Source organism: Rhizobacter sp. P5_A1, assembly GCF_056400745.1.
In genome coordinates this window covers 87,865-99,323 of sequence record NZ_JBFUKR010000017.1, presented here as the reverse complement: position 1 = coordinate 99,323, position 11,459 = coordinate 87,865, and the positions used below count along the sequence as shown (strand labels likewise).

14 protein-coding genes are annotated in these 11,459 nt (G+C 66.9%); 3 read left to right on the top strand and 11 right to left on the bottom strand.

The genetic code is table 11. The features are described from left to right. The first annotated feature begins 14 nt into the window (after positions 1–14). The gene (locus AC1DTW_RS18565; protein ID WP_477982798.1) at positions 15–272 is read left to right on the top strand and encodes a hypothetical protein; all 258 of its coding nucleotides are present in this window, start codon (positions 15–17) and stop codon (positions 270–272) included. A 48-nt stretch (positions 273–320) separates the two neighbouring features. Here the strand turns inward: AC1DTW_RS18565 and AC1DTW_RS18560 are convergent, their stop codons facing one another. The 9 genes from AC1DTW_RS18560 to AC1DTW_RS18520 all read right to left on the bottom strand — a co-directional run bounded on the left by AC1DTW_RS18560 (position 321) and on the right by AC1DTW_RS18520 (position 9,006). Continuing rightward, positions 321–560 carry a hypothetical protein gene (locus AC1DTW_RS18560; protein WP_477982796.1) on the bottom strand — a complete coding sequence of 80 codons (240 nt, stop codon included), beginning with the start codon at positions 558–560 and terminating at the stop codon, positions 321–323. Positions 561–652: 92 nt separating this feature from the next. Next, the gene (locus AC1DTW_RS18555) at positions 653–1,603 is read right to left on the bottom strand and encodes a PfkB family carbohydrate kinase (RefSeq protein WP_477982795.1); all 951 of its coding nucleotides are present in this window, start codon (positions 1,601–1,603) and stop codon (positions 653–655) included. Then, complete coding sequence (locus AC1DTW_RS18550) at positions 1,596–2,561, bottom strand: AraC family transcriptional regulator (protein WP_477982794.1); 966 nt, start codon at positions 2,559–2,561, stop codon at positions 1,596–1,598. The genes AC1DTW_RS18555 and AC1DTW_RS18550 overlap by 8 nt, the downstream gene beginning before the upstream one ends. 93 nt (positions 2,562–2,654) lie before the next feature. Then, a complete protein-coding gene (dalD, locus tag AC1DTW_RS18545; protein WP_477982793.1) occupies positions 2,655–4,052 on the bottom strand; it encodes a D-arabinitol 4-dehydrogenase in 1,398 nt (465 codons plus the stop codon). 4 nt (positions 4,053–4,056) lie between these two features. Then, positions 4,057–5,103: an ABC transporter ATP-binding protein gene (locus tag AC1DTW_RS18540; RefSeq protein WP_477982792.1), complete on the bottom strand. Its 1,047-nt coding sequence runs from the start codon at positions 5,101–5,103 to the stop codon at positions 4,057–4,059. 11 nt (positions 5,104–5,114) lie between these two features. Further along, positions 5,115–5,993, bottom strand: coding sequence for a carbohydrate ABC transporter permease (locus AC1DTW_RS18535; RefSeq protein WP_477982791.1), 879 nt, complete (start codon positions 5,991–5,993; stop codon positions 5,115–5,117). A 4-nt stretch (positions 5,994–5,997) separates the two neighbouring features. Further along, complete coding sequence (locus AC1DTW_RS18530; RefSeq protein ID WP_477982790.1) at positions 5,998–6,855, bottom strand: carbohydrate ABC transporter permease; 858 nt, start codon at positions 6,853–6,855, stop codon at positions 5,998–6,000. 124 nt (positions 6,856–6,979) lie between these two features. Then, positions 6,980–8,287: an ABC transporter substrate-binding protein gene (locus AC1DTW_RS18525; protein ID WP_477982789.1), complete on the bottom strand. Its 1,308-nt coding sequence runs from the start codon at positions 8,285–8,287 to the stop codon at positions 6,980–6,982. A 308-nt stretch (positions 8,288–8,595) separates the two neighbouring features. Continuing rightward, on the bottom strand, positions 8,596–9,006 hold the full coding sequence (locus tag AC1DTW_RS18520) for an LIC_13387 family protein (RefSeq protein ID WP_477982788.1): 411 nt from the start codon (positions 9,004–9,006) through the stop codon (positions 8,596–8,598). An 89-nt stretch (positions 9,007–9,095) separates the two neighbouring features. On the opposite strand from AC1DTW_RS18520, the gene AC1DTW_RS18515 reads away from it, so the two are divergent. Then, the gene (locus tag AC1DTW_RS18515) at positions 9,096–9,725 is read left to right on the top strand and encodes a TetR/AcrR family transcriptional regulator (RefSeq protein WP_477982787.1); all 630 of its coding nucleotides are present in this window, start codon (positions 9,096–9,098) and stop codon (positions 9,723–9,725) included. Between the two features lie 22 nt (positions 9,726–9,747). Here AC1DTW_RS18515 and AC1DTW_RS18510 read toward each other — a convergent pair whose 3' ends face one another. Then, positions 9,748–10,605: a sigma-70 family RNA polymerase sigma factor gene (locus AC1DTW_RS18510; RefSeq protein WP_477982786.1), complete on the bottom strand. Its 858-nt coding sequence runs from the start codon at positions 10,603–10,605 to the stop codon at positions 9,748–9,750. 96 nt (positions 10,606–10,701) lie between these two features. Beyond that, positions 10,702–11,025, bottom strand: a complete 324-nt coding sequence (locus AC1DTW_RS18505; protein WP_477982785.1) for a putative quinol monooxygenase — start codon at positions 11,023–11,025, stop codon at positions 10,702–10,704. Positions 11,026–11,169: 144 nt separating this feature from the next. Here AC1DTW_RS18505 and AC1DTW_RS18500 point away from each other — a divergent pair, with 144 nt between their 5' ends. Then, positions 11,170–11,454: a cupin domain-containing protein gene (locus tag AC1DTW_RS18500; RefSeq protein ID WP_477982784.1), complete on the top strand. Its 285-nt coding sequence runs from the start codon at positions 11,170–11,172 to the stop codon at positions 11,452–11,454. Positions 11,455–11,459: the final 5 nt, after the last annotated feature.

Sequence of the window (11,459 nt, the reverse complement as noted above, 5' to 3'; positions counted from 1 at the left end):
TTTCAGGACCGCCAATGGCCACCCGTCGCCCTTCCCCGCCCGCCGCTTCCGACACCACGCAGAAGCTGCGCCAGACCCAGGCCGAGTACGTCGCCGCGCGCCCGGCCGGCGAGCCCGGCGTCAAGCCGATGATGTCGAGCTCGAAGATGTACGTCTGCCGCCGTTGCCAGGCCAACTTCAAGACCGGCGACGGCAAGCCCGATGCGCGCCTGCCGGGTCTGGGCAAGTGCAACAAGTGCCTCGCGGCCGCGACGGCCGCGCTCGCCGCCTGAACTGAAGTCATTCGCGCCGCGCTCCCGCGCGGTGCCTTCCCGATCGCCTCAGCAGATGAGCATCGGCGACTGCTTGCGGACCAGCTCGTGGGCCCGGCTCATCGCATACGCGAGCGCCGCGGCGGCCGTGGGCCAGCGATGGCCGCAGGCCAGGCCCTCGTCGCGCATGATCTCGCGCTGCTGCGCGTCGTGCACGACCAGCGCGGCAATGTAGCCGTCGCCGTGCGGCCCCTCGAGCGCGCCGGTATAGACGCGGTAATCACCGATTTTTCGTTCGTCGAAGTGCATTTGATCCGCTCCGGCCGGCATCCCTCGCCCGCCAACGCCTGCATCATCGGCAAGTTTGCTGCACTGCGATATCCACCGTAAGAGGGAAAAGGTCACATCGCGTTGTCAGACTCCAACAGCCACGCGGCGCGCGCCGCGGCGTAGATGCCGCTGGCCGGGTCGACCGCGCCGGCAATGCCGCAGACCGCCGATGCGTACTCGCCGGCGCGCTGCAAGGTCATCGGCAGCGGCCACCGGCGCAGCTCGCCGAGCACCAGCACCGAGGCGAACGCATCGCCGGCACCGACGGTGTCACGCACCTCGACCGCCGGAGCGCGACCTTCGAGCCAGCCAGCGCCGGCCGCGTCGAAGCAGGCCCAGCCGCGGGCGCCGCGCGTGATCGTCAGCCGCTGCAGCGCGAAGCGCGCGACCAGCGCCTCGACCGCGGTGCGCAGTGCCGGCTCGTCCCAGCCCAACGCGGGCTGGCCGGGCGCGACGAACCACGCGATCAGCTGCTCGAGCTCGTCGTCGTTGACCTTGACGAGCCGCGCGCGCGCCAGCGACGCCTCGGCCAGCGCGCGGTTGTCGGGGCCGTCGCGCAGGTTCAGGTCGAGAAACGGCAGCGCATCGCCGGCATCGAGTGCGGCCCGGATCGCGCCGCGCGACACCGCGCCGCGCTGCGCGAGCGTGCCGAAGTACGTGAGCGCCGGCGCGCTCCGCTGGACAGCTTCGACGGCGGCCGCGAGGTCGAGGTGATCCCAGGCCGAATCGGCGCCGATCTCGAAGCGGTGCTGCGCGCCTTGCATGTGGACCGTCACGGTGCCGGTGGCGTGCCGCAGGTCGCGCTGCAGGCCATGCGTGTCCATGCCGTAGCGCGCGAAGTCGGCGGCGATCGTGTCGCCCAGCGCATCGGTGCCGATGCGCGTGATCATCAGCGGCGAGGCGCCGAGCAGCGCGAGGTTGCGCGCGACATTGAACGGCGCGCCGCCGATCACGTCGCGATCCGGGAAGCGGTCGATCAGCGCCTCGCCGAGCACCGCGACGCGGCGATTCGGCTCATCCATGGACCGGCTTCGCGGAGGGCGATGTGCGATGCGCCTCGGTCGCGCGCACGCCGAAGCGCGCCTCGCCCTGGCGCCGGAATTCCTTTGGCGTCATGCCCTTGATCTCGAGGAAGCGGCGGTTGAAGTTCGCGACGTTGTTGAAGCCGCAGTCGTAGCAGACGTTGCTGATGTAGCGGTCGGTCTCCATCAGCAGCTGGCAGGCACGCGCGATGCGCAGCCGGTTCACGAAGTCGGTGAAGGTGTTGCCGGTCGCGCGCCGGAAGTAGCGCGAGAACTGGCTCTCGCTCATGCCGACGCGCTGGCTCAGTTCGCCCATCGAGAACGACTCGGTCGCGTGCTCGTTGATGTAGTCGACGATCGTGCTGATCTGCGCGAGCGAGTTGTCGTCGTCGAAACTCTGCAGCGGCATGCTCGAGAGCAGCCGGTAGTCGGTGCAGTCGGCGAGCTCGCCGAGGAACCCGAGGAACTCGCTGAAGCGCTTCACGCCGTGCAGGCTCTTGATGCGCTGCATGTGCTCGTTCGCGCGCTCGGCCAGGCCGAAGAACTCGATGCCCAGCCGCGCGCGCTCGAGCAGCGGCAGCACGTCGCGCAGGTCGGTGATCAGCTCCGACGCGCGCTTCAGCGGCTCGCCGGCGAACTGCAGCACGACATCGCGCTGCGCGACACCCTCGGGACCGACATCGGTCGAGATCCAGTTGTGCGGCAGACGCGGGCCGGTCAGCACCAGGTGGCCGGGCTCGAAGTGGCCGATGTAGTCGCCGACGAAGACCTTCCCGCGCGTCTGCAGGATCAGGTGCAGTTCGTACTCCTCGTGGTAGTGCCAGCGCACCAGCGGGTTCGGGAAGCCGTGCTCGAGACAGCGCACGTACCCGTAGCTGCCCGCGGGCTCGTAGCCGAGCGTCGGATCGCGAACGAAGTCGTGCTCCAGCTCCGGGGTCCTTGCGCGCTTCAAACTCATGACGGGTATTGTCCGGCTTGTCGGTTTCAGCCGCCCGGCCGCAGCCCTTCGGCCTTCGCGAACGCTGCGTCGAATTGCTGCGACTTGAGTCGTTCAGACATCGGTGTGCTCTCGGACGAATTGCAGGACCTCGAGATGCGCCGCTCTCAAGGCCGCGACGAGGCGTGCGTCACCGGCCAGCGGTCCCCAGAGAACGGACACGCGCGCGAACGCGCCGAGCGGGTCGGCGCTCGCGAAGATCGCATGCGCGCTTGCCGCGTCCATGCCCTGATCCTGGTAGGCGAACGGCAGCTCGCCGCGGTGCCAGCGGCCGAGGAACTCGAAGAACAACGCCGGCAGCTTGGCGGTCGATGCGATCGATGCGCCGCGCGCCAGGCATTCGCGAAATGTCGGCCACAGGAAGCCGGGGATCTTCGCGAAGCCGTCGGCGGCGACGCGCTGGTTCGTGTCGAGCAGGTGCGGATTGCTGAAGCGATCGATCACGACATCGCGGTATGCAGCGAGGTCGAGCGGGTATGGGCTGGTCTCGGCCTGCAGCGACGGGATCACGTCGTCGGTCACGTAGTCGTAGGCCATCTTGCGGATCAACGGATGCGCGACGCCTTCGTGGATGTGGTTCAGCCCGATCAGCGTGCCGGCCCACGCGAAGCAGCTGTGGCTCGCGTTGAGGATGCGGATCTTCGCTTCCTCGAACGGCAGCACCGAGTCGACCATTTGCGCGCCGACCTTCTCCCACGCCGGGCGGCCGTTGATGAAGTGGTCTTCGATGACCCACTGGATGAACTTCTCGCCCATCACCGGCGCGCCGTCATCGAAGCCGGTTGCCGCCTTCACGCGCACGGCCACCTCGGGCAGCGGCCGCGGCGTGATGCGATCGACCATGTCGTTCGGCGTGCTGGTGCTGGTCGCCAGCCATGCGAGCAGCGCGGCGTCGCCCCGGCGCGCCAGGAAGTCTCTGAAGCCGTGCCCGAAGCGCTCGCCGTTGCTGCGCAGGTTGTCGCAGTTCAGCAGCGTGACCGGCCCGCTGCCGCGGTGTCTGCGCTCGTTCAGGATCGCCGCGAGCGCGCCGTAGATCGTGCTGCGCGTCGTGCCGGCGAGATCGGACGCGAGCTCGGCGTAGCTCGTCTCGAGCCGATTCTCGCTGTCGAGGTAGTAGCCGGCCTCGGTGACGGTGAACGAGATGATGCGCGTGTCAGGGTCGGCGCCGACCTCGATCAGCCCGGCCAGCGACGGCTCGTACGGAATGATGCGCCGGATCGACGTGATGCGCTCGTAGTGGCGCTCGCCGGCCGGCGACACGGTCTCGAGCGTGTACGCCCCGCCCTGCGCTTGCAGCGCGGCGATCGTGTCGGCCATGTCGGCACGCAGGTTGCCGCCGGCCAGCACCCAGCCGGTCTCGCCCTGCTCGATCAGCCGGTGCAGGTAGACAGCCTGGTGCGCGCGGTGGAACGAGCCGAGCCCCAGATGAAGAATGATGAACGGCTTGGGCATGATTTCAGGCGGCTTGCTTCATCTCGCGGATCGCGCGCCCCTGCTGGTCGAAGAACAGCAGCGCGTTCGGATCGATCTCGATGCCGACCGCGTCACCGAGCTTCAGCGTCGTGCGATCGCTCTGGCGCGAGACGAGCGGCACGTTCGCGCCGACGCGCGTGTGGATCAGGGTGTCCGAGCCGAGCGACTCGACCAGCTCGACCTTGCCGGCGATGCCCTGACCCGCCGCGGCGACGCGGACGAATTCGGGCCGCACGCCGACCGAGCCGTCGGACGGCAGGCGCGCGCCGGCGATGCGCGTCAGCTCCGGCAGCGCCGCGGCCGCGAGCACATTCATCTGCGGCGTGCCGATGAACTGCGCGACGAACTGGTTCGCCGGCCGGTCGTAGAGCTCGAGCGGCGCGCCGACCTGCTCGATCAGTCCGTCGCGCAGCACGACGACGCGATCGGCCAGCGTCATCGCCTCGATCTGGTCGTGCGTCACGTAGATCGTCGTCGCGCCGAGGTCGCGGTGCAGGTTCGCGATCTCGACGCGTGTCTGCCCGCGCAGCGCCGCATCGAGGTTCGACAGCGGCTCGTCGAACAGGAACACCTTCGGCGCGCGCACGATCGCGCGGCCGATCGCGACCCGCTGGCGCTGGCCGCCCGACAGCTCCTTCGGCGTGCGCTGCAGGTAGGCCGTCAGGTTCAGAATCTTCGCGGCCCGCTCGACCTTCTCCTTGCGCACGTTGACATCGACCTTCGCCAGCTTGAGCGCGAACGACATGTTGTCGAACACCGTCATGTGCGGGTACAGCGCGTAGGACTGGAACACCATCGCGAGATCGCGCTTCGACGACGGCACCTCGGTGATGTCGCGGCCGTCGAGGTGCAGCGAGCCCGAGGTCGTCGACTCCAGCCCGGCGATCAGCCGCAGCAGCGTCGACTTGCCGCAGCCCGACGGGCCGACGAAGACGATGAACTCGCCGCGGTTGATCTGCAGGTCGATGCCCTTGATGGTGCGCACCGGCCCGAATTCCTTGACGATGTTCTTGAGTTCGAGGAAAGCCATGATCGAGTTCCTTATTTCACCGCGCCGAAGGTCAGGCCCTGGACGAGTTGCTTTTGTGAGAACCAGCCGAAGACGATGATCGGCGCGATCGCGAGCAGCGAGGCGGCCGACAACTTGGCCCAGAACAGGCCTTCGGGGCTGGAGTACTGCGCGATCAGCGCGGCCAGCGTGCCGGCGTTCGCCGACGTCAGGTTCAGCGACCAGAACGCCTCGTTCCACGCCAGCACCAGGCACAGCAGGCCGGTCGACGCGATGCCGCCCATCGTCAGCGGCAGGATCGCGTGGCGGAATTCGTCCCACACGGTCGCGCCGTCGAGCCGCACGGCCTCGAGGATGTCGTTCGGCACCTCCTTGAAGGCGCTGTACAGCATCCAGACCATGATCGGCAGGTTCGACAACGTGAACACGATGATCAGCGCCGGCAGCGAATCGAGCATGCCGGTGGTCTGCGCCATCACGTAGACCGGCACCAGCGCGCCGACCGCCGGCATCATCTTCGTCGACAGCATCCACATCAGGATGTCGCGCGTTCGCTTCGTGCGGAAGAACGCCATCGAGTACGCGGCGGGTGCGGCGATCAGCAGACCGAGCACGGTCGAGACGACGCTGGTGATCAGCGAGTTGCGCGCGTAGTGCAGGTAGTCGCTGCGCGCCTGCACCTCGACGAAGCTCGACAGCGTCGGCGTGAAGAACAGGTTCGCCGCGATCGCCTGGCCCTCGGTCTTGAAGGCGGTGATGCCGAGCCAGAACAGCGGGAAGAACAGCAGCAGCGCGATGCCCCACGCGGCGATCGTGCGCACGAGCGGGAAGGCGGGCTTCTTGGCCCGGGCGTGCCCGGCCTCGGGCGTGCGGGCACTGGCGTTGGCCAGGGCAGTCGATTCGTTGTTCATGGCATCAGTCCAGGTTCTTGCCGACCATGCGGATCAGGAACACCGCCGCGATGTTGGCGAGGACGACCGCGAACAGCGCGCCGGCCGAGGCCACGCCGACATCGAAGCTCATCAGCGCCTGCTTGTAGATCAGGAACGCGAGGTTGGTGCTCTCGTTGCCGGGGCCGCCGCTGGTGGTCGTGAAGATCTCGGCGAACACGCTCATCAGGAAGATCATCTCGATCATCACGACGACCGCGATCGAGCGGCCCAGGTGCGGCAGCGTCAGGTACCAGAACTGGTGCAGCTGGTTGGCGCCATCCATGCGCGCCGCTTCCATCTGCTCGCGGTCGAGCGACTGCAGCGAGGTGATGAAGATCAGGCACGCGAACGGCAGCCACTGCCAGCTCAGGATGATGATCACCGACAGCAGCGGGAAGTCGGTCATCCAGTCGATCGGCGTCGCACCGAAGAAGAGCCACACCTTGCCGAGCACCCCGTAGATGGGGTTCATCATCATGTGCTTCCACAGCAGCGCATTGACCGTGGGCATCACGAAGAACGGCGAGATCAGCAGCACGCGCACGATGCCCTGGCCCGGGAACGGCTCGTTGACCAGCAGCGCCAGGCCGACACCCATCACGACCGTGATCACGATGACCCAGCCGAGCAGTTCGAGCGTCTGCAGCACCGAGGGCCAGAAGTCGGGGTCGGTGATGAAGTACTGGAAGTTCTCCAGGCCGACGAAGCCGTGCTCGCCGGGCTGGTTCAGGTTGTAGTGGATGAACGCGAAGTAGATCGTCATCACCAGCGGAACGATCATCCACGCGAACAGCGTGACGACCGCCGGCGCCATCAATGCGCGGGGCAGGAATCTGGACATGGTGTGGGCCTCCGTGACTTCCCAGGGGTGCGAGCGAGGGCGGGCCGAGCGCCGGGCCGCCCCAAGCCGGCCCGCATCCCCCAGGGGGATCGGTCGATGTACCCATCGACCGAGGGGCTGTCATCTACTTCTTGTAGTAGCCGCCCTTGGTCATCTCGCGCTCGGCCGCGGTCTGCGAGGTCTTCAGCGCCGCATCGACCGTGACCTTGCCCGACAGCGCCGCGCTCATCTGCTGGCCGACCGCGATGCCGATCGCCTGGAACTCGGGGATCGCCGCGTACTGCACGCCGACATACGGCGACTTCGGCAAGGTGCTGTCGTTCGGGTTCGCGCTGTCGATCGCCTTCTTCTCCTCGGCGGCGAACTTCGCGACCTTCTGGAACTCCGGGTTCGCGTAGGTCGACTTGCGCGTGCCGGTGGGCACCGCGTGCCAGCCGTCGGCCTTCGCGATCAGGTTGATGTAGTCCTTCGAGGTCGCCCAGGTGATGAACTTCTGCGCCGCGTCGGGGTTCTTCGACGACGCCGGGATCGCGAGATTCCACGACCACAGCCAGTTCGCGCCCTTCGGCGTGACGGCGACCGGCGCCTGCGTGAACGCGACCTTGTCGGCGACCTTCGACTGCTTCGGATCGCTGATGAACGAGGCGGCGATCGTCGCGTCGATCCACACGCCGCACTTGCCCTCGTTAAACAGCGCGAGGTTCTCGTTGAAGCTGTTCGCCGACGCGCCGGGCGGGCCGTATTTCTTCATCAGGTCGACATACATCGCGATCGCGTCGTGCCAGGGCTTGGAGTCGATCTGCGGCTTCCAGGACATGTCGAACCACTGGCCGCCGTTGGTGTTGACCAGCGTCGTCAGGAACGCCATGTTGTCGCCCCAGCCCGGCTTGCCGCGCAGGCACAGGCCGTACACGCCGTTCGCGGGGTCATGGATCTTGGCAACGATGTCGGACATCTGCGCCCAGGTCGGGTTCGCCGGCATCGTCAGGCCTTTCGCCTTGACGAGGTCGGCGCGGTACATCGTCATCGAGCTCTCGCCGTAGAACGGGGCCGCGTAGAGCTTGCCGCCCTGCGACAGGCCGCTGCGGATCGCCGGCAGCAGGTCGTCGACATCGTAGGCGGCGTCGGTCTTGATCTCGGTCAGCCAGCCCTTCTTGCTCCAGATCGGCGCCTCGTACAGGCCGATCGTCATCACGTCGAACTGGCCGCCCTTGGTCGCGATGTCGGTCGTGACGCGCTGGCGCAGCACGCCTTCCTCGAGCGTGACCCACTTCAGCGTGATGCCGGGGTTGGCGGTCTCGAAGTCCTTCGTGTGCTTCTGCATCTCGATCATGTGGCCGTTGTTGACGGTCGCGATCACGAGGTCCGTCGCGTGGGCGGACGCGGCAGCGAGCACGCTGAGCCCACAGGCGAAGGCGGTCTTGAGTTTCATTGGTTTGTCTCCTGTCGTTCGAAAAACGTGCGGCACGTGCAGCGCACCGGCAGGCAGAAGATAGGCGTATCGAGTTGCCGGATTCGGTACCGGTGACCCGACTACAGATACTTTATTGCGCCGACCGCCTGGGGGTTTCCTGGATTCGTGGGTCAGCGCACCAGTGCGCGCCCGCGGGCGATCGGTAACACGCTGCCGCCTTCATGGCGGCAGCCGTGCAAAGGCGCTCAGCGGCCCTTGCGACGTGCGCTCAGGACGGCGCACCGGCGGTCTCCAGCAGCCCCACGCGATCTAGAGTGAGCAGCGGCTCACGACAGCGCCCACCCGCTCGCGTAAAGGGCACAGGCCAGAGCCACGCCGCGAAACGGCACGCTGAAGAAGTAGCGTCGGGCCAGCGCGAGGTAGGCCAGCAGCACGGCCATGCCCAGCGCCAACAGGAACAGCGAGCCGCCCAGCACATCGGACCGCCACAGCGCCAGGTACCCATACACCAGTGCGAACGCGATGATGCCCAGGCTGTGGCTGGCATTGAAGCCCTTCGTGGCGCGCCAGACGGTGGTTTGGCGCGTGATGACCGGGTTCGCCCGCTCCATCGCTTCGCGCACGGCGGGGTCCCGCGGATCGAGCTTGTTGCCGCGATAGGTGTAGAGCAGGTGAATACAGCCCAGCGCGCCCAGGACGGCAGCGCTGGCGGCAATGAGGATGTGAGCAGCGTTCATAGGATGGCACCGGGGAGGGTCGAAGCGATCTTTACATGCGAAAGATTCTGCATTCTTGAGCCGCATCCTTCTCGTGTCAAGATCTCACCATGACAGCATCGGCAAAGACCTCGAAGCCCGCCCGACCCCCCGCGCGGGGTGACAAGACGAAGGCCCGCCCCTACCACCACGGCAACCTGCGCGCCAGCCTGCTCGAAGCGGCCGACGCCGTGCTGGCCGAGCGCGGCGCGCACGGACTCACTCTGCGCGATGTGGCCAGGGCGGCCGGGGTTTCGCACGGCGCGCCCTACCACCACTACGCGAGCCTGAACGAGCTGCTCGCCGCCGTTGCCGAGCGCGGCTTCGTGATCCTGGGCGACGCGATGGCGGAAGCGGTCGCCGTACCTGACACGCGCGAACGGCTGCTGCGCGTGGCGCAGGCCTACGTCGAGTGCGCGCGTGCGCACCCTGAGCGGTTTCGGCTGATGTTCGGCCCGCTGCTGGCCAGCAAGGCCGAACACCCAGCGCTGAAGGACGCGGCCCAACGCGCTTTCGGCTTCGTGCTGGCCGCCGCCAACGCCCACGACAAGAAGCATGGCGCCAGCTTGGCCCTGGCCGGCTGGAGCCTCGCGCACGGCCTCAGCCATCTGCTGATCGACGGCGCCTTCGAGGGCCTGCCGATGAAGACGCAGAACCCTGACACGCTTGCTCGCAAGCTCAGCGAGCGAGTGTTCGGATAGTCCTGGGCCGAAGGCGGCGTGGCTACAGCGAAGCGTGCTGAGCGTCTGCCACCACGTAGCGTGCAAAGAGAAAATCGCGAATCGTCGACACGCGTTCACCGGACCACCCGAGCACGACGAAGTAGTCCGGCCGCTCATCGGAACGCTCGTGTTGTTGAATGAGCACGGCCGGTCGGCCTTCGACCAGGCCTGGCCACGCCCGCCAACCCTGCGTCTGCCCGTACCGCCCGAAGTACTCGCCAACGGCGGCCCCCTGCAGCTGCAGGCGATTTACCAGGTCCAGCCGCACGTCGGCAGCCAGCATCGTGCGAAGCGCGTCGAAGTCGCGTGCGTTGAACAAGTCGACATACCTTCGCAGCAGTCGTTGTTCGGCGGTCGACAACGCAGCGTGCTTGCCCGCCCCCGCCGTTTGCCTGGCCAACGCGCGCAAGCGGCTGCGTCCGCGCTGCAGGATCGACTTCACCGCCGGCACCGTGGTGCCGAGAATATCGCCGACCTCCTCGGCGGAATACTCCAACACGTCGAAGAGAATGACCACGCTTCGCTGCGATGCAGGCATTCGCATGAAGGTCGGCAACGTTGCGGCTGCCGCCTCGCGCCGCGCCTGTTCGTCGACGGGATGAACGATCAAGTCCACATCGTCCTCACTGTGCGTATCGGCACGGCGTGCTCGACGTCTCAGAAAGTCGAGCGCCAGGTTATGAGCGATCCGGAACAGCCAGCCCTCGGGGTTCTCGATCGGCCTGTCCGGCGAGCCGGATTCCAGCGCGCGCAACAAGGCCTCCTGCACGATGTCCTCGCCATCGAGTGCCGAGCCCACCATCCGGGTGCAATAGCGGTGCAACCTGGGGCGCAGCCGGTCAACATCGATCGCCGACAACGGCTGCGAATCAGGTGGGGGCAACTGAGTCATTCGGCTGAGGCTCAAATGAACCGCCGCGAGGCGGCAAGGCGGCAAAGCGGCGACAAGAGCGGCTCACGCAACAACGGTGGACGTGACATCGCACGTCATCGCTTCCATCTGCGCGATCACCTTGATGCGTTCGAAGTATGCCGGCATCTCGGGACGCAGCCGCATCGCCGCAATCCCATCGGCGGTGCGCCATTGGCCGTAAATCACAACGCGGCGGCCGTCGCGCGAGACATGCAACGAAGACGAGACGAAGCCAGGGACCTTGGAAATCCAGGCATCAGTGCCTTCCTTCAATAGCGCGACAAGCCGGTCGCGGTCTTCCGCAGCGACACTGAAGACATTGATCAGCGTGGTGAGTTTGGCATCGGCGTTGATGGTGGGTGTCATGGCGTTGGGCTTCGGTTGGGAGAGTGAGGTCGCATTGCATAGACGTCGGACAACGGTCAAACGAATCGGTCCGAGCGCGACTGGCGGCGCGGTTGGTCCGGAATATGCGATCGACACGCGCCTTATCCCGAAGGAAGTTCCATCGTGACTCGTCCCCAGGCAGCACCGACGGTGCAGATCGACAACGAACGCGTCAAGGTGACCGAGTGGCGCTTCGCGCCCGGCGCCGAGACCGGCTGGCACCGCCACGGCATGGACTATGTTGTCGTGCCGATGACGACCGGCACCCTGCTGCTCGAAACGCCCACGGGCGAGATCCGCAGCCCGCTGACTGCCGGCCTGTCGTACACGCGATTGACCGGCGTGGAGCACAACGTCATCAACGCGAACGAGCACGAGTTCGTGTTCGTCGAGATCGAGCTGAAATGAAGCGC